Origin of the sequence: Nocardiopsis ganjiahuensis DSM 45031, from assembly GCF_000341085.1 — a bacterium.
GTDB classification, from domain to species: Bacteria; Actinomycetota; Actinomycetes; order Streptosporangiales; family Streptosporangiaceae; genus Nocardiopsis; species Nocardiopsis ganjiahuensis.
In genome coordinates this window covers 456898-482564 of the sequence record NZ_ANBA01000008.1, presented here as the reverse complement: position 1 = coordinate 482564, position 25667 = coordinate 456898, and the positions used below count along the sequence as shown (strand labels likewise).

26 protein-coding genes and 2 pseudogenes are annotated in these 25667 nt (G+C 72.3%); 15 read left to right on the top strand and 13 right to left on the bottom strand.

Annotated elements, in window-relative coordinates; translation table 11 throughout:
* Positions 1 to 3: 3 nt before the first annotated feature.
* The 5 genes and pseudogenes from D458_RS0110780 to D458_RS0110760 form a co-directional block, all read right to left on the bottom strand.
* The gene (locus D458_RS0110780) at positions 4 to 402 is read right to left on the bottom strand and encodes a 6-pyruvoyl trahydropterin synthase family protein (RefSeq protein WP_017586757.1); all 399 of its coding nucleotides are present in this window, start codon (positions 400 to 402) and stop codon (positions 4 to 6) included.
* A gap of 34 nt (positions 403 to 436) precedes the next feature.
* A complete protein-coding gene (locus D458_RS0110775) occupies positions 437 to 1414 on the bottom strand; it encodes a zinc-dependent alcohol dehydrogenase (RefSeq protein WP_017586756.1) in 978 nt (325 codons plus the stop codon).
* 3 nt (positions 1415 to 1417) lie between these two features.
* Positions 1418 to 2089, bottom strand: coding sequence for a CDP-alcohol phosphatidyltransferase family protein (locus tag D458_RS0110770; protein WP_051049645.1), 672 nt, complete (start codon positions 2087 to 2089; stop codon positions 1418 to 1420).
* Positions 2090 to 2297: 208 nt separating this feature from the next.
* A pseudogene (locus tag D458_RS33335) lies at positions 2298 to 2921 on the bottom strand (GTP cyclohydrolase II); the annotation flags it as partial.
* Positions 2922 to 3004: 83 nt separating this feature from the next.
* Positions 3005 to 3622: a hypothetical protein gene (locus D458_RS0110760; RefSeq protein ID WP_026119183.1), complete on the bottom strand. Its 618-nt coding sequence runs from the start codon at positions 3620 to 3622 to the stop codon at positions 3005 to 3007.
* A gap of 57 nt (positions 3623 to 3679) precedes the next feature.
* On the opposite strand from D458_RS0110760, the gene D458_RS0110755 reads away from it, so the two are divergent.
* On the top strand, positions 3680 to 3985 hold the full coding sequence (locus D458_RS0110755) for a hypothetical protein (protein ID WP_017586752.1): 306 nt from the start codon (positions 3680 to 3682) through the stop codon (positions 3983 to 3985).
* A 54-nt stretch (positions 3986 to 4039) separates the two neighbouring features.
* Complete coding sequence (locus tag D458_RS0110750; protein ID WP_017586751.1) at positions 4040 to 5680, top strand: DUF2207 domain-containing protein; 1641 nt, start codon at positions 4040 to 4042, stop codon at positions 5678 to 5680.
* Between the two features lie 57 nt (positions 5681 to 5737).
* On the opposite strand, the gene D458_RS0110745 is transcribed toward D458_RS0110750, so the two are convergent.
* Positions 5738 to 6703: an NAD-dependent epimerase/dehydratase family protein gene (locus D458_RS0110745; RefSeq protein WP_026119182.1), complete on the bottom strand. Its 966-nt coding sequence runs from the start codon at positions 6701 to 6703 to the stop codon at positions 5738 to 5740.
* A gap of 69 nt (positions 6704 to 6772) precedes the next feature.
* On the bottom strand, positions 6773 to 8182 hold the full coding sequence (locus D458_RS0110740) for a hypothetical protein (RefSeq protein WP_017586749.1): 1410 nt from the start codon (positions 8180 to 8182) through the stop codon (positions 6773 to 6775).
* Positions 8183 to 8318: 136 nt separating this feature from the next.
* Here D458_RS0110740 and D458_RS0110735 point away from each other — a divergent pair, with 136 nt between their 5' ends.
* From D458_RS0110735 to D458_RS38070, 9 genes and pseudogenes are all read left to right on the top strand, one after another.
* A complete protein-coding gene (locus tag D458_RS0110735; RefSeq protein ID WP_017586748.1) occupies positions 8319 to 8906 on the top strand; it encodes a hypothetical protein in 588 nt (195 codons plus the stop codon).
* A 290-nt stretch (positions 8907 to 9196) separates the two neighbouring features.
* Positions 9197 to 9775: an RNA polymerase sigma factor gene (locus D458_RS0110730; RefSeq protein WP_017586747.1), complete on the top strand. Its 579-nt coding sequence runs from the start codon at positions 9197 to 9199 to the stop codon at positions 9773 to 9775.
* Positions 9776 to 9834: 59 nt separating this feature from the next.
* Positions 9835 to 10467 carry an SCO family protein gene (locus D458_RS0110725; RefSeq protein ID WP_017586746.1) on the top strand — a complete coding sequence of 211 codons (633 nt, stop codon included), beginning with the start codon at positions 9835 to 9837 and terminating at the stop codon, positions 10465 to 10467.
* Positions 10464 to 11714 carry a Dyp-type peroxidase gene (locus D458_RS0110720; protein ID WP_040702306.1) on the top strand — a complete coding sequence of 417 codons (1251 nt, stop codon included), beginning with the start codon at positions 10464 to 10466 and terminating at the stop codon, positions 11712 to 11714. Before D458_RS0110725 ends, D458_RS0110720 begins: the two co-directional genes overlap by 4 nt.
* Positions 11715 to 11734: 20 nt before the next feature.
* On the top strand, positions 11735 to 12337 hold the full coding sequence (locus tag D458_RS0110715; protein WP_017586744.1) for a copper chaperone PCu(A)C: 603 nt from the start codon (positions 11735 to 11737) through the stop codon (positions 12335 to 12337).
* A 251-nt stretch (positions 12338 to 12588) separates the two neighbouring features.
* Positions 12589 to 14247 (top strand): transposase, encoded by a 1659-nt coding sequence (locus tag D458_RS0110710; protein ID WP_239647930.1) that lies wholly within the window; start codon positions 12589 to 12591, stop codon positions 14245 to 14247.
* A gap of 6 nt (positions 14248 to 14253) precedes the next feature.
* Positions 14254 to 14445, top strand: a pseudogene (locus tag D458_RS35435) (Dyp-type peroxidase); the annotation flags it as partial.
* 89 nt (positions 14446 to 14534) lie between these two features.
* The gene (locus D458_RS33330) at positions 14535 to 14912 is read left to right on the top strand and encodes a hypothetical protein (RefSeq protein WP_338036985.1); all 378 of its coding nucleotides are present in this window, start codon (positions 14535 to 14537) and stop codon (positions 14910 to 14912) included.
* Positions 14855 to 15013, top strand: a complete 159-nt coding sequence (locus D458_RS38070) for a copper chaperone PCu(A)C (RefSeq protein WP_017586742.1) — start codon at positions 14855 to 14857, stop codon at positions 15011 to 15013. Before D458_RS33330 ends, D458_RS38070 begins: the two co-directional genes overlap by 58 nt.
* Positions 15014 to 15105: 92 nt before the next feature.
* Here D458_RS38070 and D458_RS0110700 read toward each other — a convergent pair whose 3' ends face one another.
* The 4 genes from D458_RS0110700 to D458_RS0110685 form a co-directional block, all read right to left on the bottom strand.
* Positions 15106 to 16470, bottom strand: a complete 1365-nt coding sequence (locus D458_RS0110700) for a PepSY-associated TM helix domain-containing protein (RefSeq protein WP_017586741.1) — start codon at positions 16468 to 16470, stop codon at positions 15106 to 15108.
* Between the two features lie 200 nt (positions 16471 to 16670).
* The gene (locus D458_RS36335) at positions 16671 to 16847 is read right to left on the bottom strand and encodes a hypothetical protein (protein WP_193374606.1); all 177 of its coding nucleotides are present in this window, start codon (positions 16845 to 16847) and stop codon (positions 16671 to 16673) included.
* Between the two features lie 164 nt (positions 16848 to 17011).
* On the bottom strand, positions 17012 to 17227 hold the full coding sequence (locus tag D458_RS0110690) for a helix-turn-helix domain-containing protein (RefSeq protein WP_017586739.1): 216 nt from the start codon (positions 17225 to 17227) through the stop codon (positions 17012 to 17014).
* Positions 17227 to 17517, bottom strand: a complete 291-nt coding sequence (locus D458_RS0110685; protein WP_017586738.1) for a hypothetical protein — start codon at positions 17515 to 17517, stop codon at positions 17227 to 17229. The genes D458_RS0110690 and D458_RS0110685 overlap by 1 nt, the downstream gene beginning before the upstream one ends.
* A gap of 100 nt (positions 17518 to 17617) precedes the next feature.
* Here D458_RS0110685 and D458_RS35430 point away from each other — a divergent pair, with 100 nt between their 5' ends.
* A complete protein-coding gene (locus D458_RS35430; protein WP_193374605.1) occupies positions 17618 to 18385 on the top strand; it encodes a Scr1 family TA system antitoxin-like transcriptional regulator in 768 nt (255 codons plus the stop codon).
* On the top strand, positions 18378 to 18557 hold the full coding sequence (locus D458_RS0110675) for a DUF397 domain-containing protein (protein WP_017586736.1): 180 nt from the start codon (positions 18378 to 18380) through the stop codon (positions 18555 to 18557). Before D458_RS35430 ends, D458_RS0110675 begins: the two co-directional genes overlap by 8 nt.
* Before the next feature lie 129 nt (positions 18558 to 18686).
* On the opposite strand, the gene D458_RS0110670 is transcribed toward D458_RS0110675, so the two are convergent.
* Positions 18687 to 20999, bottom strand: a complete 2313-nt coding sequence (locus D458_RS0110670; RefSeq protein ID WP_017586735.1) for an ATP-binding cassette domain-containing protein — start codon at positions 20997 to 20999, stop codon at positions 18687 to 18689.
* A gap of 71 nt (positions 21000 to 21070) precedes the next feature.
* Here D458_RS0110670 and D458_RS0110665 point away from each other — a divergent pair, with 71 nt between their 5' ends.
* Positions 21071 to 22069, top strand: a complete 999-nt coding sequence (locus D458_RS0110665) for a helix-turn-helix transcriptional regulator (RefSeq protein ID WP_017586734.1) — start codon at positions 21071 to 21073, stop codon at positions 22067 to 22069.
* 25 nt (positions 22070 to 22094) lie between these two features.
* Here D458_RS0110665 and D458_RS0110660 read toward each other — a convergent pair whose 3' ends face one another.
* Positions 22095 to 24494 carry a penicillin acylase family protein gene (locus tag D458_RS0110660; protein WP_017586733.1) on the bottom strand — a complete coding sequence of 800 codons (2400 nt, stop codon included), beginning with the start codon at positions 24492 to 24494 and terminating at the stop codon, positions 22095 to 22097.
* Positions 24495 to 24912: 418 nt separating this feature from the next.
* Here D458_RS0110660 and D458_RS0110655 point away from each other — a divergent pair, with 418 nt between their 5' ends.
* Complete coding sequence (locus D458_RS0110655) at positions 24913 to 25659, top strand: thioesterase II family protein (RefSeq protein ID WP_017586732.1); 747 nt, start codon at positions 24913 to 24915, stop codon at positions 25657 to 25659.
* Positions 25660 to 25667: the final 8 nt, after the last annotated feature.

Sequence of the window (25667 nt, the reverse complement as noted above, 5' to 3'; positions counted from 1 at the left end):
CCGCTAAAGGCCCCGCTCGTAGGACGCCCAGGCCACGTGGGACTCGTGGAGCGTCACCGTGATCGAGGCCAGCCCCTCGGCGTGCGGACCCAGGGCCCCGGCCGCGACCCGCTCCGCCAGCCGGTCCGCGACGACCTTCGCGAGGAACTCGGTGGAGGTGTTCACACCCGCGAACTCGGGCACCTCGTCCAGGTTGCGGTAGTTGAGCTCCGCCACCACCGCCCCCAGCTCACGGGTGGCCGCACCGATGTCCACCACGATGTTGTCGGGGTCCAGTTCCGGGCGGCGCAGGGTCGCGTCCACCACGAACGTGGCCCCGTGCAGGGCCTGGGCGGGGCCGAAGACCTCGCCCCGGAAACTGTGCGCGACCATCAGGTGGTCCCGGACGGTGACACTGAACAAGAGGGCTCCCGGAGGTGTCGGGGTCGGACGGTGGTCAGGTGCTGTAGGTGATGCGGTGGCACAGGGCGGGCAGGGCGCCGTCGGCCAGCCGGGGCAGGACCGACGGCAGCTCCTCGAAGTCGCTCTCGCCGGTGAGCAGGGCGTCGAAGGCCGGGTCGTCGAGCAGGCGCAGCGCCAGCTGGAGGCGTTCGGCGTGGTTGTACCGGGAACGCCGGGCCGGTGAGATCATGCCGACCTGGCTGGCCCGTACGGCCAGCCGGTGCGAGTGGAAGTCCTCGCCCAGCGGCAGGATCACCTGCCGGTCCCCGTACCAGCTCAGCTCCACGACCTCGCCCTCGGCGTGCAGCAGCCGCAGCGAACGGATCAGTCCCGCCTCGGTCGCGCTGGTGTGGAAGACCAGGTCGCGGTCGCCCTCGGCCTCCTCGGGCAGGGCGAAACCCACTCCCAGCCGTTCGGCGGTCTGCGCGCGGGCGGGGTCGACGTCCACCAGCTGCACGCGCGCGCCCGGCACCCGGGACAGCAGGCGCGCCACGCAGCAGCCCACCATGCCCGCACCGACCACCGCCACCCGGTCGCCGACCAGCGGTGCGGCGTCCCACAGGGCGTTGACCGCGGTCTCCACCGTGCCCGCCAGCACCGCCCGTGCCGCCGGGACGCCGTCGGGCACGACCGACACCGCGGAGGCGGGCACCACGAACCGGGTCTGGTGCGGGTAGAGGGTGAACACCGTCCGCCCCACCAGTGCCGGGGGTCCCTCCTCGACCACCCCCACGTTCAGGTAGCCGTACTTGAGGGGGCCGGGGAAGTCGCCCTCCTGGAAGGGCGCCCGCATCACCCCGTACTGGTTGGGCGGCACGCCGCCGCCGAACACCAGGGTCTCCGTGCCCCGGCTGATCCCCGAGTGCAGGCTGCGCACCAGTACCTCGTCGGGGCCCGGGTCGGGCAGGTCCGCCTCCCGGATCTCGCCCTCGCCGGGGGAGCGCACCCAGAACGCCCGTGCCGTCCGTCCCATGCTTCACCTCTTCTTCCTGGCGGCGCCGGTCCCGGGGGAGCGCGCCCGCCACAGTCCCACGACGTCACGTCCGAACGACCACACCAGGGCGGCCAGCGCCCCCGCGACCGCCGTCGCGGCCACCGGCGTGGGGAGTACCCCCGCAGCGGCCACCGTCAACACGATCCCCTGCGCGGCCGCCACCGCCTTGCGGGCCGGGCTCGGCGGCAACGGCCCCCGCAGCCACGGTGCCGCCCACGCGGCCGCCCCGAACAGGTACCGCATCGCCCCGATCACCAGCACCCAGGGTCCCAGGGCCCCGGACACGTACACGCTCAGCACCAGGATGAGGAAGGCGTCGGCCTCCATGTCGAAGCGTGCCCCGAAGTCCGACTCCGTGCGGGTGCCGCGGGCCACCAGGCCGTCCACCCAGTCCAGGGCCAGGGCGAGCGAGGCCACCGCCACCAGGGGCCAGGCCGGTCCGCCGTCGGCCACCAGTGCCGTGACCACGCCGATCAGGCCGACCCGGAACAGGGTCACCAGGTCCGCCGGGCCCAGCGGCCAGCGTCCGTACCGGCGGATCGCCGTCACCAGCAGCACCGCCACCACCAGGACGTACACCGTTCCCGCCGCCTGGCCCCAGGGGCCCGGCAGCGGGAACGGGGAAGGGGTCGGCCAGGAGGCGGGTTCAGTCACACGTCCGCCCCGGGCCGCCGGGTTCGGTGATGTGGTTCCGCGGGCCGGGCACCCCCTGCGGGCCCGGGACGTCCTGCGGGTCAGGGCCGCCGTCGGCGTCGCCGTCGCCATCGGCGCCGGAGCCGTCCGTCGTCCGGGAACCGCCCCCGGGTGGGGGAGCGCCGACGGGCCCGGGGGATCCCTGCGGTCGGTGCGTCGACCTGGAGGCGGGGGCGCCGTTCAGATGCGGCAGGTCGTGGCCCAGCCGGTCGCGTTTGGCGGTCAGGTAACGCGTGTTGTCCGCGTGCGCGGCCACCAGCAGCGGTATCCGCGCCGCCACCTTCAGCCCGTTCTCCTCCAGCGCCCGCACCTTGTCCGGGTTGTTGGACAGCAACCGCACCGAACGCGTCCCCAGGTACCGCAGCACCCGCGCGGCCGGCCCGTAGTCGCGCACGTCCACCGGCAGCCCCAGCGCCGTCGCCGAGTCCACGGTGTCCAGACCCTGCTCGTCCTGGAGCAGCTGGGTGCGCACCTTGTCCACGAGCCCGATCCCGCGCCCCTCGTGGCCGCGCAGGTACACCAGCACGCCCCGGCCCTCGGTCAGGACGGCGTCCAGTGCGGCGTCGAGCTGGTCGCCGCACTCGCAGCGCAGCGCTCCGAACACGTCGCCGGTCACGCACTCGGAGTGCACCCGGACCAGGACCTCCTCGCCGTCTCCGAGATCGCCCAGGACCAGGGCCAGGTGCTCCTGGCCGTCGACCGGGTCCCGGAAGGCCACACAGCGGAACCGGCCCCTGCGCACCACGAGGTCGGACTCGGCCACCGCGGCGTCGTCCAGAGTGAGTTCTGACATCTGTTCCCCTTCGCCGTCCCTCCGTGACCGGAGAGGACACGTCCAGGCGCCTGCCCAACGCACCGTTCGCCTGCGCAGCACCCCTATTCGGGCAGGTCGACCCGGATCTCCCCGCCCAGTGCGAAGCCGCCCTCCAGCTTCAGGGAGTCGCCGCTCCAGAAGCGGCCCGGGTCGTAGTAACCGGGTCGTCTGCCCCGGGGCAGCAGCCCCATCTCCTCGTAGGTCAACGCCATGACCTCCGCGCAGTAGGCGGTCTCCAGCCGGCGTTCGCGCTCCCTGCGCCGGAACGGCATCCGGCCCAGTGCCCACCGCCCGGCCAGCTGTGCGGTGGAGGGGAACGGGGTGCCGTTCAACCGCGCCACCGTCCGCAGGGCGGCGTCCTCCATCTCCCGGTCGGCCAGCGGGTCCAGCTGGCGCAGCCACCCCTTCTGCCCGTACCGGCGCCCCCACACCAGGACGGCGTCGCGCAGGTCGTGCAGCTGGACTCCGCGCTGGTGGGTGCCGGTCCACATGTCCACCAGGGAGCGGCCCAGCTCGGCGTGCCACATCAGGGGAGGGAGGTCCTCGACCACGATGGCCATGCCGACGTGGTTGACCGGGCTGTTGGTGGTGAGCTGGATGGCCCGGTCGGGCACACTCGTGCCACGGAACACCCACACATCACCGGTTCGGGTCAGATTCACCGCTTCGTCAAGGTCCATGCTCGTGTCTGCCACAGCCACTAGCCTAGAAGCATGAAGTGGTGGAAAGCCTTGGGAGTGGCCGCTTTCGTGGGTGTGGCGGCCACCGGAGTGGCGGTCGCGCGGGCCGAACGGCAGCGCCGTGCCTACACCCCTGAGCAGGTCAGGGAGCGTCTTCACGCGCGGGTCGCCGAGGTCGCCCGGGCGGAGAACGGGCTGGCCGCGGACGGGGATCCGGTGGAGGAGGGGGCCGGAGGTGAACCCTCGCGCGGCCTGGTGCGCAGGGTGCGCGCGGGGTTGTCGAGGGTCGGCGCGCTGCCGCCGGTGGCCACAATCGGCCGTCTGCTGCGGCGGGCTCGCGGGGCCGACGCGGCGGAACGCTGACATGTGCGCTTCGTGAGCATCCCCGGCGTCCCCTCGTTCCCCTGAGGTTCCCCCTTGTCCCACGTCCCCCGCGCCCTGCTGCTGGTCCTGCTCGTCCTGGTCCTGAGCTCCTGCGCCCCGCCGGGGCCCGGGGACCGTATCACCGGGTACGACACCCTGGCCCGGGTCCGTGCCGACGGCAGCGTGGACGTCACCGAGACGATCACCTACGACTTCGGCCGCCGGCCCGGTGCGGGCCTGCTGCGCGAGATCCCGCTGAGCGAACGCTCCGGGTTCCTGCGCCACCGCACCTGGGAGATCGCCGACGTCGGGGTCTCCAGCCCCTCCGGCGCCCCCGCCGACATCGAGAAGCAGGACGAGTGGCGCCGCCTGCTCACCCTGGAGATCGGTGACACCCGCGCCCCGGTCACGGGGGAGCAGACCTACGAGCTCTCCTACACCGTCCACGGAGCCCTCACCGACGAGGGCCATGGCCCCCAGCTGCACTGGGACTTCGTCGGCGCGGACTGGGTGGTGCCGGTCAGCGACGTGACCGTCCGAGTGGAGGCGCCCGCCGTGGTCGACGCGGAGTGCTTCTTCGAGGAGAGCGGGCAGGACGAGGACAGCGACCGGGAGAGCTGGGACGTCCCCTGCGAACAGGTCGGCCACGACGGCGCCGGCGCCGACTTCGGTCAGGAGCGGCTGGGGTCGCGGACCCCGCTCAGCGGTGTGGTGTACCTGGAGGCGGGGTCGGTCGAGGTCGCCGAGGCCGAGCACGTCCTGGCGCCGATGCCGCGCTGGCTCACCGTGGTCGGGGTGCTCTCCCTGATCGTCGCCGGTACCGCCGCGTTCTTCGTGGGCACGTACGGGTTCCGGTGGCGGAAGAGGCGCCGTGCCCGCATCCGCGAGGGGTTCGCGAAGGGGGTGCCCGACCTTCCGCCCGCCGTGGCCGGGTTCCTGTTGCACGACAACCGGCTGCGGGCCGGACACACCCTCGCGCTCATGGTCGCCCTCGAGGAGAAGGGGCACCTGTCCTCGGTGCCCAAGCCGGGCGGCCAGGACAAGGACTGGCTGTTCGTGGAGCAGCGCTCCGAGGTCGCGCTCACCCCGGCCGAGCGCGCCCTGCGGCGGGGGATGTTCGGTCTCAACAGCGAGATCGACCTGACGTGGATGGGCCGTCTCATGAGCCGGACCCGGGTGCGCGGGGTCGAGCACGCCCTGCTCCGCGAGGCCGGGCAGCGCGGTCTGGTCGTCCGGCCCTGGATCTGGTACCCGATGCTGGCCCTGTTCACGGCGGCCCTGTTCGCCGCGCTGTGCACGGCCCTGATCGTGAACGCGATCACCCCGCTGGAACTCACCGGTCTGGAGGCCTTCAGCGCCGCCCTGGTCCCCGTCGTGGCGGTGTCCCTGCTCCTGCCTTCCCAGCGCACCCCCTACGGCGACCACGTCCGGGCCCAGCTGGCCAGGAAGCGCAAGAAGCCCGCGGGGCTCGATCCGGTCACCGGGATCGCCCTGGGCCTGCCGGACGAGACGGTCGCGATCCTCGACGAGAAGGTGCCCCGCCTGCGCCCCTACCTGCGTGACCGCCGCTACCGGCGCCGGTGGAACAGCACGGTCGACAGCCGTATCCGCCGCTCCAGGCAGAGAAGCGGGGGTGGCGGCGGTGGCCGTGTCGCGGGCCGGGGCGGCGGCGGAGGCGGCGGGGGCCGCCGCTGACGGGGGCAGCGAAGGGGCGGTGCCCCGGGACGGGCGTGGCCGACGGGTCGGCCCTGGTCAGCGGCCCTGGACGTAGGAGAGCAGGGTGCGTTCGATCTCGGCGGAGGGGCCCACGCCCAACGGCGGCTCGCCCCGTTCGCGGTCCCAGGCCAGCACGTCAGCGGCGGTGGTGATCAGCGGGGTCGAGGGCAGGCCGGCCGCCCGGGCCCTGCCGAAGTCGCGCTGGAAGGACTGCTCCCACACCCGGTCGGGTCGCACCAGCGGGAACGCGGCCATGATCGCCTCCGGCGGGACCAGCACCGGTTCGATCTCGCTTCCGGCCGCCCGCGCGCAGGTGCGGAGCATCTCGAGCAGGGTGAGGGGTTCGGCGGGGCCCATGGCGTTGAACTCGCCCTCGCGGTCGTCCTCGAGGAGCCGCACCACGAGCCGGGCCAGGTCGCGGGCGTCCAGGAGCTGTACCGGCTGGCCGGGGTCGCCGGGCAGGACGACCTTTCCGCCCTGCGCGGCCCGGCGCACCCAGTAGGTGAACTGGTTGACGTTGTCGTGGGGGCCGGCGAGCATCCCGGGCCGCACGATCGTGGCGCGCCTGCCGTAGCGGGAGGTCAGTTCCTGTTCGCAGGCGACCTTCAGGGGGCCGTAGGTGTCGCGGCCGATCGCCTCGGTGGTCCACTCGGGGGCCCGCAGCGGAGCGGACTCGTCCGCCCAGAGACCGGCCCCGGGCGCGTAGGCGGCGTTGCTGGAGATGAACAGGTACCGCCCCACCCGATCCCCGAGGGTGTCGGAGGCCTGGCGTACGTGCCGGGGAACGAAGCCGCTGACGTCGACGACCGCGTCCCAGGCGCCCTCGTCCAGGGCGGAGTAGTCGCCCTCCTCCCGGTCGCCCAGGAGGAGTTTCGTACGGGGGAAGAGGTCCCGCCCGGTCCGGCCCCGGTTGAAGAGCGTGACCTCGTGCCCCTCCCGCAACGCGTCGTCAACAATCGCCCGACCGACGAACGAGGTACCGCCCAACACGAGAATCCGCATGAGGACTGACTTTAGCGTGAGCCCCTGCCGTCGGCGGCCAGCGGCGCTCGGCCAACGGGCCCGGGGCGGTCAGAGCGGTTTGGTGAGGTGGCCGGCCTGCTCCAGGAGGGAGATGTGGTCGGTGCCCAGGTCCTCGAGGAAGGCGATCACGTCGCGGTGCGGGACCCGGTGGAGCGGGGCGCTGGTGCGCAGCAGGCCGACACGGGACAGGCCCTCGCCGCCGCCCAGGCGGGACGAGGGGGTGGCGGGCGGATCGACCCGGTACAGGCGCCAGGCGCTTCCCCTGGGTGCGGAGGCCAGCAGCAGCTTGGGTCGGTTCCACACGATGAGCGCCCACCCCTTGGGGCCCTCGGCGTGCACGTGGACGGTGTCGACGTGCTTCTCGAGCAGCTCGGCGACCTGGGCGGCGACCGGGACCGGGTTGGTGAAGCTGCCGTGCACGCGGTGGACGCCCGCGTCGTACTCCAGGGTCCAGCCGGAGGCCTCCAGTTCGGCGGCCACCCGGGTCAGGTAGCCGTCCTCCTCGGGGGAGGCCGTGAGGTCTTCGGTGGCGGGTTCGGGTGAAACGGTGGTGGGGAAGATCAGGCCCAGCTCCAGGCTTGTGCGCGCGGTGGCGGTACGGGTGAGTGCGGTCAGGTCGGCACCGCAGGTGAGTGCGCAGTGCCGGTCGTGGGCGGTCCACTCGATCAGACCGCCGTGTTGCGGGAAACCCTCGGCGACAGGGCGGGCGGTGGCCTCCACCCCGGCCGCGGCCAGGGATCGGGAGGCTTCGTCACGGTCCTCCGCCGACCATGAACCCGGCACTCCCAGGGTCACACGGGCGGGAGAGAGCCGCTCCGTCAGGGCGGTCAGTGCCTGCGGGTCGTAGCCGCGCAGGGGTGCGTGCAGGGTGAGTTCGGCCACCGGTCCCTCGGGCAGGCGGGTGAGCAGCGGTGCGTCCAGGTTGTGCACCACGCGCGCCTCGGTCTCCACCGGGGCGGTCAGCAGCAGGTCCTCCAGGCGGTCGGCGGTTCCGGCCAGCCGTTCGGACAGGGCGGCGGCCAGTGCGTCGGGCAGGGTGAGGGCGGCCGAGCAGCCCCGGAGCCACACCCCGAGTTCGGCCAGCGCCCACGGGACCCCGTCGGGGCCGCCGCGCAGGACGGTCCAGGAACGGTTCTCGGCACCGGGCGCACCGGAGCCGAAGGCGGCCGCCACGTGTTCGTCGCCCACCAGCAGAGCCAGTTCGGGGAGCACGTCGGGCGCGGTCCGCTCGACCAGGGCGTACATGCGGTCCGGGCGCTGGACAGCGGCGGGTTCGGCCCCTTCGGCGGCGGCGCCGAGCACCGTGACCGTCGCACCGAGCCCACGGGCGGAGGGGACCACGCCCTCCTCCAGGGCGGAAAGATCGATTTCCGTACCGACCAGCACGAACTCGCGGAGCGGGGCCCCGTCGGTACGGGAGGTCCACTCGTGCAACAGGGCGAGCGGGGAGACGGACACAGGCGACCTCTGTTCTCACACTGGGGACGAATCGAGCATAGTCGAGACCGCCGCGTCAACCCCGCGCGGACCCGTCCCCGACGGAGCCCGACCCCTGTGGCGCGGGTGCGGGGACAGGTGCGACGATGTGGGGGCCATGACCGAGAGCGAGCAGTGCCGACCCCTGCGCGCCGGGGTGTTCACCCTGGTGTGCGCGAGCCTGTCCGCCATCGGTCACGCCGTGAGCTCGGGGCACGACGTGCCCGTCGTCGGCCTCCTGCTGGGTACGGCTGTGGTCTTCGCCATGGCGTGGGCGGCGTCGAGCCGTCGGCAGAGCTACTGGATGCTCGCCGCGTGGATGCTCTGGGGGCAGCTCGCCCTGCACGTGACCTTCGCCTACACCCAGGACGCGGGTTCGGGGCACCTGGGGCTGGGACACGCCGGTCAGACCGGGACGGTGCTGGTCCAGGAGCCCGTGCCGGCCTGGGCGATGATCGCCGTGCACCTGGCGATGGCGCTGGTCAGCGCGTGGTGGCTGCACCTGGGTGAGAAAGCCCTCTTCGCGTTCCTGCGGTTCATGGCGCTCTCGCTGATCCCGTTGCTCCTGGTGGTCGGGGCGGTCCCGAGCGTTCGGGAGGCGACCGCCGTCAGGTTCGCCGCCACCGACGAACGCTCCCGGTCGCGTCCGCCCTATCTGCGCCACTCCCGGGTCCTGCGGGGACCGCCGTTCGTGCCGGCCGCCTGAGCGGAGTCCCGTGATCCGAGGGTCCTGAAGCGGGGGCGCGTCCCCTGCCTCCCTCTTTCCCGCTGTCTCCTCAGGCCGCCCTCCGGCGTTCCCGTGGCGTCCCCTTGGGCGCCACCTGCCCAGAACACCCCGTGGTCCCCGGCTTCCTGGCTTTCCGGCCCTCCGGTCCGGGCGGGCACTGTGCCGTTTTCCTTCGGTGCCGCCCCGGCCTGAGCCGTGGCCTGTCCTGAGACGGCCTGCCAGGTCCCGGCCGGGCGACCGCGCGGGCGGTGACAGAAAGCACGACTCACATGACCTGCAGCGACGGGCGGGCGGTCGCCCGCACCCCTGAACACCACCGGCCCGACCTGGCCCGGCTGGCCCTGCGCGCCGCAGCCGGCGTGCCCGGCGCGATGGACGCCCTGTTCACCCTCACCCGGGCCGACGTGGCCCGCTACATCGCGCGCCGGGTCGATCCCGCCTGGGTCGAGGACCTCACGCAGGAGACCTTCCACCGGGCCGTGCGCGGGCTGCCGGGCTACGCGGGGCGGGCCCCGGTCCGGGCCTGGCTGCTGTCCGTGGCCCGGCACACCGTCGCCGACCGCTACCGCAGCCGGGAGCGCGCGCCCCGCACGGAACCGGTCCACGACTGGGAGCGGGCGCTCGGCCCCGGAGCGGCCGAACCGGGGCGCTTCGACGAGTACCTCGCCCTGGTCTCCCTGCTGGAGAACCTCCCCGAGGACCGGCGCACGGCCTTCGTCCTCACCCAGGTCCAGCGGGTGCCCTACGCCGAGGCCGCCGAGCTCACCGGCGTTCCGATCGGCACCGTCCGCTCCCGGGTGGCCCGAGGCCGCCGTGACCTGGCCCGGCTGCTGCGGGAGGCGGCGTGATCCGCCTCTCCCCGAACCACCGAGACCACCGAGACCACCGTCCCGCGAGGAGCCACCCCATGAGAACCCAGCGCCCGAACCCGCGCCGGAACCGTACCCTCACCGCCGCCGCTGCCGTCGGCGCCGTCCTGCTCGGCGCCACCGCCTGCGGCGGCCCCGGTCTCTCCGAGGCCGAGCACTACCTCGACCTCTCGGACCAGCCGATGGCCGCCTCCGGGATCGAACTGGCCACCGTCGACGGTGAGCCCTGGGGTTTCACCGACGTCGCCGACGACCGCCTCACCCTGCTGTTCTTCGGCTACACGAGCTGCCCGGACGTGTGCCCCATGACGATGGCCGAGATCGACCTGGCCCTGGAGCAGGCCGGGGACGACGCGGACGGGTTCGACGTGGTGATGGTGAGCAGCGACCCCGTACGCGACACCGACCAGCAGCTGCGTTCCTGGCTGGACCGGTTCGACCCCGGCTTCCAGGGGGTGCGCGGCGACGTGGACGACACCGTCCGGGCGGCCCGGGACTACGGCGTCCCGATCGAGGCGCCCGAGGAGACCGAGGGTGAGTACCTGGTCTCCCACGGCGGCAGGATCCTGGTCCTGACGCCCGGGGGTGAAGCGGCGGGCATGTTCGCCGAAGGTGTCCAGGCCGACCAGATCGCGCCGCTGCTGCCGGTGCTGCTCGCGGAGCTGCTGTGAACGCTCATGAAGCAAGGGTGTCCCGCAGAGGGCTGCTCACCGGACTGGGCGCGGCCGGGATCGCGGGGGTCGCGGGAGCGGCGGGCCTGGCCACCGGTCGTCTGGTCGAACGCGACAGCCCGGCACAGGGGGATCCGGCCCGGGAGCTGAGCCTGGGCAGGGCCGCCCCCGAGGAGGGGCGACCGCCCGCGCTGCTGACCCCGACCCCCGCCCATGTCCACATGGTGGCGGTGGACCTGCGGGCCGAACGGCCCGAGCAGGTTTCGGAACAGGCCCGCACGGTGCTACGGCTGTGGGGCGAACAAACACGGGAACTGCACGAACACGGGCTGGCCGAGATCGCCGAGGGAGCGCCCACCCAAGGGCTGCACCCTGCTTCGCTGGGGATCACCCTCGGCCTGGGCGCTTCGCTGCTGGAGCGCGCCGGGTTGGCCGAGCGCCGCCCCGAACCGCTGGCGGACCTGCCCGAGTTCGCCTCCGACGACCTCGACCCCGCCCTGTGCGGGGGAGACCTGATGCTGCACGTGGGCGCGGAGGACCCGCTCGTGGTCAGCGCCGCGGTGGAACACCTGCTGGGCCTGGTCCGCGAGCACGCCCTCGTGCGCTGGTCGCTGCCCGGGTTCCAGCGGGCCGCGGCCACGGCCACCGACCCCGCGGCCACCCCGCGCAACCTCATGGGGCAGATCGACGGGACGGTGAACCCGGACCCGGCCCAGGCGCAGTTCGGCCCGCAGGTCCTGGCCGCGCACCCCGACGGCGCCGCGTCCTGGATGGACGGCGGAACGTACGTGGTGGTGCGCCGCATCCGCATGCTCCTCGATGACTGGTTCGACCTCGACCCCCGCCAGCGCGAGCAGGTGGTGGGGCGCCGGTTGTCCGACGGAGCGCCGCTGGGCGGTGACCGGGAGGACGCCCTGCCGGACCTGGCGGCCCGGGGCGACGACGGGGAACCGGTCATCGCGGTGAACGCGCACATCCGGCTGGCCAGCCCGGAACGCACCCTGGGCGCGCGCATGCTCCGGCGGGGGGCCAGCTACGACCTGGGTTGGTCGGGCGGGCGCCGTGAGGCCGGGCTGCTGTTCACCGCCTGGCAGGCCGACCCGCGGACCGGTTTCATCGCCGTCCAGCGCGAACTCGACGAGGGCGGGGACGCGCTCAACACCTACATCCGCCACGAGGGCAGCGCCGTGTTCGCGGTGCCACCGGTGCGCGAGAACCAACCCCACCCCGCCCACGACCTCTGGTAACCGACGTGAAGGAAACGACCATGACCACAACCATGCGGACCCTGAACATGACAATCCAGGACATGCCAACCCGGGCCAGAACCCTGTTCGCGCCGCGACTGCCCCTGGTGTCGGCGCTGGCCCTGACACTGCTCGCCACCTCTTGTTCCTCGGAGCCCGCGGTCCCTGAACCCGTGGCGGCCGCAGCCGACCGGGGCAGCACCCAGAGCGGGGCGCTGCTCATCGAGGACGCCTGGATGCCGGAGCCCGCGAACCCGGAGGTGGGGGTGGTCTACCTGGCGGTCACCAACACCGCCGCCACCGCCGACGCCGTCACCGGTGTGCACACCAGCGCTTCCCCCGACGCCGACCTGTGCAACACCGAGACCACCGAGTCCGGGGCCGGGGCGATGCGCGTCGTCGACGAGATCCCGGTTCCGGTCGGCGGGACCACGACCTTCGTCGACGGCGGCTACCACGTGATGGTCAACGACATCCCTGAACCGCTCGCGGCCGGGGACTCCGTCACGGTGACCCTGGCCTTCGCCAGCGGGAGCGAGGCGGAGGTGGAGGTCCCCGTCCAGGAGATGACCGGGCCCGCCCCCGACCACAGCGGACACGATGACCACGACGCTCACCACTGACACGCTCGGGTGTGCGAGAGAGAGCTCCTTCGGTTTCGCGCGCGGGGTTCTTATCTGTTCACGGACGTGGTCATACGAACGTGCATGAGTGAGTACCCCGTCCCGTTCCCGCTGGTGACTGGTGACGGAATATCCCGACCAGCACCAAGCGGCTCCACCTCGCTCGGAGAAGTTTCCCGGTTTTCCCCACACACGCCCCCGGACGCGGCTAGCGTTACCTTCGAACACACAAACGAGCCACAGGGGTGGGGGTGAGCGAACCGGTGGTACAGACCAAGAAGCAGGCCCCGCGGCCGATCGCGGACCCCTATGTGGCTCCGGGGCCGTCCGGTGTGGCCGTGCGCACCCGCCTCAAAGGCCTCACCCGACGCGACGAGGAGGTGCTGCGGCTGGTCGGCGCCCATCTGGGCTCGCTGGCCTCGACCGATCTCAAAGCCCGGTGTGCGGATGGGTCGGATCACGGTCGGCACACCTGGTCGGCGCGTAAACGGCAGCTGACGCCGGAGTCGTCGTCGCGGTGGGCGGGGGCGATCACCAAGGCCACCCATGATCAGTGGGCGCTGGCCCGCCGTAGCCAGGTGGCGCACCTGCACACCCTGGAAACCGGCATTACCACGCTCCGCCACCGGTTGTCGTTGCCTCTGGGGGAGAAAGGCACCAAGCGTTCTCCGGGTGGCTACCGTTCCAGGCGGGAGTGGCATGCCAAGTCCCGCCGTCTGGCTGCTCTGGAGGAGCGGCTCGCCGCGGTGCGCTCGGATTTCGAGGCCGGTCGGCTGCGTGTGGTGCGCGGCGGCAAACACCTGGCCCGCAACCGCCACCACCTGGATGCCGCTGGGCTCACCGAGGCCCAGTGGCGTCAGCGGTGGGAGGCCCAGCGGTCATTTCTTCAGGCTGACGGGGAGTCGGGGAAGCGGTGCGGGAACGAGACCATCCGCGTCACGCCTCAGGGGGAGGTGTCGATCAGACTCCCCGCGCCGTTGGCAGGGTGGGCGAACGCGCCGCACAGCCGGTACGTGCTCGCGGGCACGGCGGTTTTCGCGCACTGGGGGCAGGAATGGGCCGACCGGGTGGAGGCGGATCGGGCGGTGGCCTACCGCGTCCACTGGGACGTGGAGCGGGGGCGTTGGTATGTGACCGCCTCCTGGCAGATCCCCGCTGCCCCGGCGATCCCGCTCCAGGCTGCGCTCGCCGAGGGTGTGGTGGGTGTGGATATGAACGCTGACCATCTGGCCGCCTGGCACTTGGATGCCCACGGCAACCCGATCGGGGATCCGCGCCGCTTCTCTTATGACCTGTCCGGTACGGCGACCCATCGTGATGCCCAGATCCGGCACGCCCTCTCCCAGCTGTTGTGCTGGGCCCAGGCGTGTGAGGCCAAGGCGATCGCGGTGGAGGATCTGGACTTTTCTGATGCCAAGAGTCGGGAGAGGCACGGCCGCAAGAAGCGGTTCCGTCAGCTGATCTCGGGGATGCCCACTGCCAAGCTCCGTGCCCGGCTGGTCAGCATGGCTGATGCGACCGGGATCGCGATCATCGCGGTGGATCCGGCCTACACCAGCACGTGGGGCGCCCAGCACTGGCAACGACCCACCACCAGCAAGAAACGTAAGACTTCCCGGCACGATGCGGCGAGCATCGCGATCGGGCGGCGCGCTCAGGGGTATCCGATCCGGCGTCGGACGGCACCGCCCCGCACCCACCGGAGCGATGGGTGCGGGCCTCGGACCGTCCAGACCGAACCGGCGACCCGTGGGCGTGAGGGACCCCGCCACCCCGACTCGGAGCGTGCACCTGATGCGCGTGCCCGGGCCAAGGGAACGAGAAAGCGGGGGACCAGCGCACCCAAGACCGTTCGGGGTGCACGCGGTATCGGGGAGTGGCAACAGCTGTCACTCCTGGACACCGCCTAGGAACGGTTCAACTACGACCTCGGCTGGTCAGGCGGGCGCCGAGAGGCCGGGCTGCTGTTCACCGCCTGGCAGGCCAACCCGCGGACCGGTTTCATCGCCGTCCAGCGCGAACTCGACGAGGGTGGGGACGCGCTCAACACCTACATCCGCCACGAGGGCAGCGCCGTGTTCGCGGTGCTGCCGGTGCGCGAGAACTGACCCCATCCCGCCCGCTACCTCTGGTAATCGGCGTGAGGGACACGACCATGACCACGACCATGCGGACCCCGAATAGGACAGTCCAGGACATGCCAACCCGGGCCAGGACCCTGTTCGCGCCGAGACTGCCCCTGGTGTCTGCGCTGGCACTGGCGCTGCTCACCACCTCCTGCACCTCGGATCCTGCTGCTCCCGAACCCGTGGCGGCTGCGGCGGACCGGGGCAGCACCCAGAGCGAGGCGCTGCTCATCGAGGACGCCTGGATGCCTGAATTCGCCAACCCGGAGGTAGGGGTGGTCTACCTGGCCGTCACCACCGCCACCGCTGACGCCGTCACCGGGGTGCACACCAGTGCCTCACCCGACGCCGACCTGTGCAACACCGAGACCACCGATTCCGGAGCCGGGCGATGCGCGTCGTCAACGACATCCCCGAACCGCTGGAGGTCGGAGACACCGTCACGGTGACCCTGGCCTTCACCAGCGGGAGCGAGGCGGAGGTGGAGGTCCCCGTCCAGGAGATGACCGGCCCCGCCCCCGACCACAGCGGACACGACGACCACCACTGACGGATCAACGGAACGCGAACCGGGGCTCCCGCACACCGGTGACGCGGTGCGGGGAGCCCCGGGTTCTACAGGTGAGAGGCCTCGTGTCGTGGTCAGCGGTGGGCAGGCTCCCGTTCGGGGGTTTCGGTCGGTTGCGCCGATCGCACGACGGACCTGCGGGACCGCCAGCTGATCAGGGCGTCGATCAGCAGGAAGGCGAGCAGCGAGACGCCCAGAACAGGCAGCGCCCAGGCCAGGGCGGCGCAGGTCGCAACCACCGCCGCCTTCAGCGGCCAGGACAGGGCCAGGAGGGAACCCCTGGGGTAGGGGCGCCCCACGCCCCAGGCCTCGGCGCGGGTGGGCCTGCGCTGCCACCACATCCGGTAGCCCAGGACGATCACCCAGATCAGCCCGCCGCAGAGCACGGTGAGCAGGATCTGGTTGGGCACCCCGAACAGCAGCCCCATGTGGCCGTCGATGCCCCAGCGGCTCAGTTTGGCCATCAGGGGGTGGTCCTCGAACCGGATCACCTCGGTGACCTCGGCGGTGTCCTGGGCGATGGCGGCCGAATCCGCCTGGGTGGGCCAGGAGCGTTCGAGTTGGGAGACGACGTAGGGGGAGAAGTGGTCCGCGGGCAGGTTGACGATGACCCGGCCGTCCAGCCCGGCCTCACGGGCACCGGCCAGGACGGCGTCGATCCCCGCGTCCACCCCCGGGCTGGCGGCGGGGGTTTCGGTGGCCACCGCCGGAGTGGTCCAGGACATCTGTTGGCGCAGGTCGGTGATGTTGGCCCCGGCGTACTTGGACCAGGTCAGGCCGGTGGCGGACAGGAACAGCAGCCCCAGCAGGAGCCACACTCCGGTCGCGGCGTGCAGTGACACGGTGCGCCCTCGCCCCGGCGAGCTTCCGGAGCCGGGCAGGAGCAGTCCGCGCGCCCGCCGGGACCTGGCCCGGGCCACCCACAGGGCGAAGCCGCCCAGGGCCACCACACCCAGCCAGCTGGCCGCGAGTTCGCTGTACAGGCGCCCGAAGTCACCCAGGTGTATTTCCCGGTGGAGCAGGTCGATCCAGGTCCGTACCGGCAGGGCGCCGCTGGTCCCGTAGCTCTCGGACACCCCCAGCACCTCGCCCCGGTGGGGGTCGACGAACACCGTCGTCTGCGTGCTCGAATGCGGATCCGAGTCGGCGCCGGGCAGGGCTAGGTGCACCCAGGTGGAGTCCTCGGGGGTGGTGGCCGGACGTACCGAGTCCGCCTGGGCGCCGGGGATCTCGGCTTCGGCGACACGCACCTGTTCGGTCAGGGGCAGCGACTGTTCGGCGGCCGGGACGCGCAGCAGGTCCTCGTACAGGGCCTGCTCCACCTGTGGGGTCCACACGTAGAGCAGCCCGGAGACCGCGGCCATCAGGACGAAGGGCGCCACGAGCACGCCCGCGTAGAAGTGCAGCCGCAGGATCAGCGGTCTGAGCTGGGCCCACACCCCGGGCCGCCGTGGGGTGCGCTCTCGTTCCGCCTTGGCCGCGGGTTCGGGTACGGAGGTGGTCGTCGCTGCCGGATCTGGGGAAGCGGGTGCCGGAGCCATGGGTCTCCTCATGCCGGGGGCATCGTGGTCGCCACTGACGTCGTCCGGTAGGCCCCGGGAGTTCCCGGCGAGGGAGGATTTCTCCGCAGGGGGCGGGGTCAGCCGGGGGAGTCCCGCAGACCGAGCATCAGGGGACCGTGTTCGACCAGCACCAGGCCGACCATGGCCACCGGCACCATCTCCGAACCCAGATCGCCCGCGCTCCGGCCGCCCATGAGCAGGCGAAAACCCCGGTTGCCCAGGGTTCGGGGCACAAGGGCAGCCAGACGTGACAACTCGGGGCCTCTTCGATGGTTCAGGCAGACAGTGGGGGCGGGTCGCGCCGCGCCCAGCAGTCTCGTGCAGGTGCCGCTGCCCACGCAGGGGGTTTTCGGGCGGACGTCGAACGGGGCGCGCCTCGGGTGAGGTCGCGCCCCGTTCAGGGGGGATGTGTGCTGCCTCAGGTCTCGGAGTCGCGCTCCTCCATGAAGTCGAAGACGTCCCCGGCGTTGAAGTAGCGCCACCCCCGCCTGTTCTTCAGGGCGCGGAGCCTACCGGTGGTTTCGAGGCGTTTCACCGTGGTGGTGCCGATCTCCAGGACGAGGGCGACCTGCCCGGTGGTCAGGTAGAACTCGCGGCCGGTGTCCAGGAGCTCTTTGCGGGTGCAGAGGATCATCAGCGGTCCTTCATGCAGATGCCCGCGTACTGCCCGATGATCTGGTCCACGGCCTCGGCCGCCCGGTGACGATCCACGAACTCGCGTTCTCCCGCAGGCGACCACCAGCAAAACCAGCGCTCGTTGCAGAAGACGTCGACCCGCTGGCGCAAATAGGGGTCGTTGACGATCAGGGTTTCGCCCTCCCGGTAGGTCAGGAGCTGGCGGGCCTTGAACGCCTGCTCAAGGGCGAGGAGCGGTTGGGTTGAGGAGGCGGTGGTCTGCGTCTGGAAGTGTCCATGTGCGTCCATGACCCCAGCGTCGGCGGAACGGCCAGGTCACGCTAGGTGACGTGAATCTTTCCGTCAGGACACTCCCCACGTGTGTTATTCCCGTGTGATTCTGTGTCATGTGAATGACTTCCAAAGGGAGCTGCGTCGCCTCCGTACGCAACGCGGTCTAACTCAAGCGCAGACCGCAGCAATTGTCGGCTACGTTCCTTCTGCTGCTTCGAACTGGGAAAACGGTCGAACAACGCCGGATGAGGAGACTGTTCGCAAGCTGGACGAATTCTTCGAGGCGCGTGGCGGCTTGCTGGGATTGTTGAAAGTTGTGAGAGAGACAGCAGGCGCGCCCTCATGGTTGCGTGATGATGACCAGCTCTCACGACAGGCTGTGACGATCGAGGTCGTCACGCCCGTGTTGGTCCCCGCTATCCTGGAATCGCCGCTGTACGCGCGTTACGCGCTCGCTGAAGGGCGGCCTTCGGACTCCATGCAGGTGATCGACGAACTCGTGAAGGTCCGCTGTTCCCAGCTGTCCAAGCTGAATCCGGGGCTCAGGATCTTTGCGACATTTCCTGAAATGGGGCTTATTGGGGTTCCTGTTGCGGCGAGGAAGCAACAGGCCTTGCATCTCCTGGAGCTGGTGTCGTCGGACCGGGTGCGAGTCAACATGGTTCCCGCAGGCAGCATCCTCGCGGGAGTCACTTCACCGTTCCAGATTTACAAGCTTCAGGATGGTGCAAGGGTGGCGACTTCGGAGCACACGAACGGCACTATCGTGGTCAATGAAGCCCGTGGTGTTCAGCGGTTGCAAGACCTCGCGCGCACCGCTCTTGGTAGTGCTCTCCCCGCAGACGACACCCTTCGCAGATTGAAGGAGATCAGTGATGAGTAACGAGTGGCACAAGTCGAGCTACTCCCAGAACGGGGGACAGTGCGTCGAGGTGCGTGAGCACAGCGGCGGGGCTGACGTGCGTGACACGGTCAACAGGAGCGGTGCCGTGTTGTCGTTCCCCTCTGCGGAGTGGCGGGCGCTGCTGACGGCTGAATCCCGAGCGGCCCGCTGACCACACCCCTCAGGTGATGGGCCCTCACTCCGACGGAGCGGGGGCCTCCTTCGCTGTCTTGCGGCCGGGCAGCCGACCGGGCCCCGAAAAGCCGCGCGAGTGCGCTTTACGGTCCCATCCCGGCCCGGGCTACCCGGCCAGGTGGGCGCGTAGGGCGTCAGCGGTCGCGCCGACGCCCGAATCCGCCAACTCGGCGGGGGTCCCCTCGAAGACCACCCGGCCGCCCTCTGGTCCCGCCCCCGGGCCCAGGTCCACCACGTGGTCGGCGGCGGCCACCACGTCCATCCGGTGTTCGACCACCACCACCGTGGCCCCCTCGTCCACCATCCGGTCGAACAGGGCGACCAGCCCGGCCACGTCACCCCCGTGCAGGCCGGTCGTGGGCTCGTCCAGTACGTACAGCCGCGCGGCCGCGGCCAGTTCCCGGGCCAGTCGGAGCCGTTGGCGCTCCCCGCCCGACAGCGTGTCCAGCGACTGCCCCAGCCGGAGGTAGCCCAGCCCGACCCGCTCCATCCGCTCCAGCGCCCCGGCGACCACCGGCTCCCCGGCCGGCCCTTCGAAGAGCCCCCGCGACTGTGCGGCGGTCAGTGCCAGTACCTCGGCGACGGTGCGCCCGTTCAACGGGTACGACAGCGCCCGGGCGTTGAAGCGCAGTCCCCGGCAGTCCTCGCACACCGTCTCGACGTCGTCGAGGAAGGCGAGGTCGGTGACGATCACCCCGCGCCCCCGGCAGGTCGGGCAGGCCCCCTTGGAGTTGGCGCTGAACCAGCCGGGCGAGATCCCGTGCGCCCGGGCGAACAGCCCCCGCAGCGCGTCCTGCGCCCCCAGGTAGGTCACCGGCGTGGACCGGGGGCCGCCGCGCAGCGCCCCCTGGGTGAGGACCACCGCGTCCGGCCGCACCCGGGGCAGCTCACCGTGCACGAGCGAGCTCTTGCCCGAACCCGCCACCCCGGTGACCGCCGTCAGCACGCCGGTGGGAAGGTCCGCGTCCACCCCGAGCAGGTTGTGCAGGCGGGCCCCGCGGATCTCCACGCGCCCGGTCGGGGTGCGGGTACGGGCCTTCACCGTGCGGGGGCGGCGCAGGTAGCGGCCGGTGGGGGTGTCGGCCGCCCGCAGCCCCTCGACCGACCCCTCGTACACCACCCGGCCGCCTTCGTCCCCCGCGCCGGGCCCCAGGTCCACCACGTGGTCGGCGACCGCGATCACGTCGGGGTCGTGCTCCACCACCAGCACCGTGTTGCCCTTGTCGCGCAGGCGACGCAGCAGCCCGGTGAGCCGGTGCACGTCGGCGGGGTGCAGCCCGGCGCTGGGTTCGTCGAGCACGTAGGTCAGCCCGGTCAGCGACCCGCCCAGGTGCCGTACCAGCCGCACCCGCTGGGCTTCACCGCCGGAGAGCGTGCCCGAGGCCCGGTCCAGGCTGAGGTAGCCCAAACCCACCTGTTCGAGTCCGCGCAGGCGCTCCAGCAGCGCGGCGGTCACCGGGGCCACGCGCGGGTCCGTGACCTCGGCCACCACCGGGCCGAGTTCGGACACGGTGAGCGCGCACAGGTCGGCGATGTCGTACGGACCGATCCGGCAGGCCAGCGCCGCCGGGTTCAGCCGCCGGCCGCGGCACGCGGGGCAGGGGCCGCGCCGGACCACCCGTTCCAGCTCGTCGCGGTCGCGCTGGTTGAGCTTGGCCGCGTCCAGCAGACTGCGGGTGATGCGGGGGACGACCCCCTCGAACACCCCGCTGACCGGGAACTCGGGGTCGGGGTCGGTGGGCCGCAGGCCCTCGGCGTACAGCAGCAGGTCGCGTTCCTCGGCGGTGTAGCGGCCCACCGGCACGGTGCGGTCGAACAGCCCGGCGTGCACGTAGCGCTTCCACCGCCACGAACCCGGTGCGAAGGTGCGCAGCCGGATCGCGCCCTCGTCCAGGGACAGGGCGGGGTCCAGCAGCGCGTCGGCGTCGACGCGCCGCACGTTGCCGAGGCCCTCGCATTCGGGGCACATGCCGCTGGGGTCGTTGAAGGAGAAGGCGGGGGAGTAGCCCGCCCAGGGCTCGCCGATCCGGGAGAACAGCAGCCGCAGCAGCGGTGCGAGGTCGGTGGCGGTGCCCACGGTCGAGCGGGCGTTGCCGCTGAACCGCCGCTGGTCCACGGCGACGGTCACGGTCAGGTTCTCCAGCCGGTCCGCGTCGGGCACGCCCAGGTGGGCCATCCGGCTGCGGGTGAAGCTGTCGTGCGCCTCGTTGAGCTGGCGCTGGGACTCGGCGGCGATGGTGCCGTACACCAGGGAGGACTTGCCCGAGCCCGACACCCCGGTGAACACGGTGAGCCGTTCCCGGGGCAGGGTCAGGTCCACCCCGCGCAGGTTGTTCTCCCGGGCGCCGACCACGGTGATGCCCCGGTCCCGGGAGGTCGTGGCGGGTGCGGTGGTCGTGGCAGCTGTCGTGGTGGTCATGGCGGCAACGCTAGGAGGGATTGTGGTCAGAATCCGGCCACAACTGGACGGGAACCGGGAAGAATGAAGGAATGGCCGACACCAGTCAGCGGATGCTCCGCCTGCTCTCACTCCTGCAGAACGGGCGGGCGTGGTCCGGTGCGGAGCTGACCCAGGCGCTGGGCACCAGCCCGCGGTCCATGCGCCGCGACATCGACCGCCTGCGCGAGCTCGGCTACCCGGTGGAGAGCCTGCGCGGCCCCGGCGGCCACTACCGGCTGGTGGCGGGCAACGCGGTGCCGCCGCTGATGTTCGAGGACGACGAGGTGGTCCCCGTGGTCCTGGGGCTGCGGATGGTCGCGGGCGGGCTCAGCGGGGTCCAGGGGGCCGAGGACGGTGCCGAGCGGGCCCTCGGCAAGATCGAACGGGTGCTGCCCTCCCGGCTCTCGCGCCGCGCCGGCACCCTGGCCGCGGCGGTGGACCCGGGCCGGCGGGTCTGGCCCGGCGCCCCGGCGCACGTGCTCACCGAGCTGGGTGAGGCGGTCGCCGCCGGACAGTGGGTGCGGATGACCCACCGGGGCCGCGACGGCCGGGAGCGCCGCCGCAGGGTGGACCCCTACCGGCTGCTCCTGCTGGGACGGCGCTGGTACCTGTTCGCCTGGGACCGGGACCGCGAGGACTGGCGCTCCTTCCGTCTGGACCGGATCACCGGCCTCACCCCGACCCGGGCCGCGTTCACCCCCAGGGAGCTCCCCGACGAGGACCTGGCCGCGTATCTGGAGCGCGGGTTCGGCGCGGGGGAGGAACGCCACACCGTCACGGTGCTCTTCCACGCCCCGGCGGCCGAGGTGGCCGCCCGTATCACCCGGGTGGACGGCTCGCTGGAGGCGGTCGGACCGGACAGGTCCCGGTACACCGCCCGCGTGGACTCCTACGAGTGGATCGCGATCGTGCTGGCCCTGACCGGCCCCGACTTCACGGTGGAGGCCCCCGAGGAGCTCAAGGGGTACGTGGCCGAACTCTCCGCCCGGCTGGGGCGTGCGGTCGCCCCCGCCGGCCGGCCGGACTCCGCCGGTCCGGGCGGGGCGTAGGGGCGGCCGACCCCGGTGCGAACCCTCAGCCGGTCCGCGCGGTGGTGCGGGGAAGCAGGCGCAGCGTGGTCTCGCGGTGGCGGTCAACGGCCTCGCGTGAGTAGAGGAGCGGGAAGTAGCGGCCCCGGGACCACAGGCCGGTGAGGTCGTCGTGGTGCGGGCTGCGGGGGTCCCCGGACTGGCCGGGGGCGTTGACCGCCACGGACCCGTCCCAGTCTCCGACGTCGACCACGATCCGGAAGGACGCGCCGTGGTACTGGCGGCCGGAGCCGTCGTAGGCGGTCAGGTCGACGGTGTCCGCGCTGCCGGGGCGGGCGACACGCCGCCCCTCGGCCCAGGCCGGAGGGGTCCCGGCTCGGGCGAGCGGGTGGTCGAGCCGGGCGAAGTGGTGCTCGCCCCAGTGCCAGGCGGCACCGGGCGGGCCGTGCCGTTCCACCAGGTCCAGGTAGGCCAGGCCCAGCGTGCGCGCCACCAGGGACCGGCCCTCCTCGCTCAGGACCGCCTCCGCCAGCAGGCGCAGACCCGTGCGCGGATCGCCCGCCACGTTCTCGTCGGGGGAGACCGCGCGCACCGCCTCCCCGACCCGTTCCGGGCCGACCAGCGGCAGCAGGCGGTCGTGTAGCAGGGCCGGGCGCAGGCGGCGGCGGAACCAGTGCTCGAACAGCGTGGGCTGGGGCAGGTCGACCGCCATCGTCCCGTCCCACGGGCGGCTGCTCCGGCCGCGCAGGAGTTCGAGGGCCTCGGCGGCCCCCGGGGCGGTGTCCGGCAACTGGTCCAGCACCGCGAGTGCGGCGCGCGCGGCCGGGCTGACGTGGTCGTTCTGCAGGCGGCAGGCGTCCTGAACCGTCCAGTCGGTGCGCGCCGACAGTTCCTCCGCGATGCGTTCGTAGCGCAGCGGCGCCGCCCAGTCCCTGGTCACGGTGAACGGTTTCCATCCGGGCGCGCGGCCGGTGTTGTGTTCGTTGGCGGAGGCGAACCACCCCTGTTCGGGCCGGTGCACCGCGGGCAGTTCCCCACCGGAGTGGAAGCCCGCCCACTCGTGGCTGCCGTCCCCGGGCACGGGCAGGGTGCCGTCCCAGTTCGGCCGGACCGGTACCCGGCCCGCGGCGATCCAGCCGAACCCCTCGGCGTCGGCGTACACCTGGTTCTCGCCGGGGGCGCCCCACACCCGCATGGCGTCGCGGAACCCGCGGCTGTCGCGGGCCCGCATGTACTGGACACTGCCCAGGTAGGGGGCCATCCCGGGGCCCAGCCAGGCAGCGCGCACCGCGAAGGCGGCGCGGCGTCGACGGTCGGTGTGCACGAGCGGTCCGTGCACGGTGAAGTCCAGCTTCACCTCCTGGTCGGGGCCGCCCCGGACGGGCACGTGTTCGGTGACCGTGTCCACGGCCCGCCAGCCGCCGCGGTAGCGGTACCGCCCGGGGTCGTCGGGGTGGAGTTCGTAGACGTACAGGTCCTCCTGGTCGACGGGGAAGACGGTCAGGCCGAAGGCGACACGGCCGTTGTGCCCGATGGAGATCCCCGGCAGCGCGGGTTCGCCCGCCCCGATCACGTCGAACTCCGGGCAGCTCAGGTGGCTGATGTAGCGCAGGGCGGGACTGCCGATCGCGCGGTGGGGGTCGTTGGCCAGGATCGGGCGTCCGGTGGCGGTGCGTTCGGCACCGATCACCCAGTTGTTGCTGCCGTCGGGTTCGAGCGGGGCCGGGCGCTCTCCGGCGCCGGGCCGGTCCCCGGTTCCGGACGGGTGCGCCGGCTCGGACGGAGCCCCGGTTCCGGGCGGCGTCCCGATCCCGGTCAGGTCCACGGGGGAGCAGGCCAGCCGGTACACGTCCAGGACCCCGGGATGGAACACGTCCAGGTCCAGGCCCTCGGGCACGTCCAGGGGGCCTTCGGGTTCACGGACCGCGCGCAGGTCCTCGGCCTCGGGCCCCAGGTCGCGCAGGGTGATGGCGCGGGCCAGTTCCTTCTCCGCGTTGGCGTAGAGGCCGTGGGAGCGGATGCGGGCCAGGTCCTCGGGTGCCCAGCGGCTCGGGGTGAAGCCGAGGGCGTCGAACTCGGGGCCGAGCAGGGCGGGTTCGAGTTCGGTGAGTCCGACGTAGGTGTTGATCCCGGCGGTGAAGCGTTCGGCCACCTCGCGCACCCCCTCTCCGTAGGCGGCCCACTCGGCGTCCATGTCGCCCCGGTAGAGGAAGAGCCGGGCCGCGCGGTCCTGTTCCAGGTAGCGCTGCCCGAGTACTTCGGAGAGCAGCCCCAGCCCGCGCCGCCGCCACAGGTCGAGCTGGAAGAGCCGGTCCCGGGCGGCGGTGAAGCCCTGCGCGACGAACGCGTCGTCGGCGCTGTGCGCGCGTACGTGCGGCACACCCCAGCGGTCGTACACCACCTCGACCGGGGCGCGGAGCCCGTCGACGACGTGGGTGTGTTCCATGGGGACCTCGCAGCGGTGGGGCGGGTGGGGTGAAAGGGGTGGGGGCCGGGACGGACGTGGGAGCGTGGAGCGGGCGCGGGCCCGCCGGGGCGGGCACCTCCCCGGACCCCCTGAACAGGTCCGGACCACAGCACACGGCCGCTCTGTGGCCACCTGCACGGGGACGCCCTGTGGACAACTGGTACCCGTGTCGCCGGGGGTGAGGGTGGTGCACATGATTCGTACCCTTCGCCGACCTTTGTCACCGTGGAGGGGAGGCCGTTTCCGGTCAGGGCCTCGGGGCGGCGGAACGGAGGAGGCGGGTGGGCTGTGGCGGTGCTCACGCGGGGGAGTCGAGCGAGTCCGACGAGTTGCCCAAGGCTTATTACCGGCTGGTAGGTTCTCGTTGTTACCCGACGGTAGAAAGACGAGGAGATCCGTGCACGAGGGCGCCCTGACCCGGCTCAGACCCGTTCCCGACAGCCGTTTCCGGCTCTTCGTCCTTCACCACGCGGGCGGCTCCCACCTCGGGTACCGGGGCTGGGTGCGGCACTTCCCCGCGGACTGGGAGGTCTGCCTCCTGGACGCCCCCGGCCGCGCCCGCAGCGTCGCCGAGGAGCCCGTCCGCGACGCCGGGGCCCTGGCCGAGCGCATGCACGAGGTGATTCGCCCTGAGCTCGACCGACCCTTCGGCCTCTTCGGCCACAGCATGGGCGCACTGGTCGCCTACGAGCTCACCCGCCGCCTGACCGATCACGGGAATCCGCCGGTCTGGCTGGGCGCCTCCGCCTGGAGCCCCGAACGCGGGCCCGAGCGCGCCGAACCCCGCCACCTGGTCTCCGCCGAGCGCCTGCGCGAGGCCATCGTCCGCATGGGAGGCACCTCCAGGCACGCGCTGGAGGATCCCGACCTGTGGTCCTACGTCGAGCCGCTGATGCGCGCCGACCTGGAACTGGTCGACACCTGGAGCCCCGACCCCCAGGCCCCGCCGCTCCGGGTCCCGCTGTCGGTCTTCGGCGGCTCCGAGGACCGGGGCATGACCCCCGAACGCCTCGCGGGCTGGGCCCGCCACGTCGAGGGCGGCTTCGCCCACCACACCCTGCCCGGTGACCACTTCTACTTCACCGGCCGCACCGCCGACGTGGTCTCCCGCATCGTCAAGGACGTCGAGCCCCTCCTCGGCTGACCCGTCCG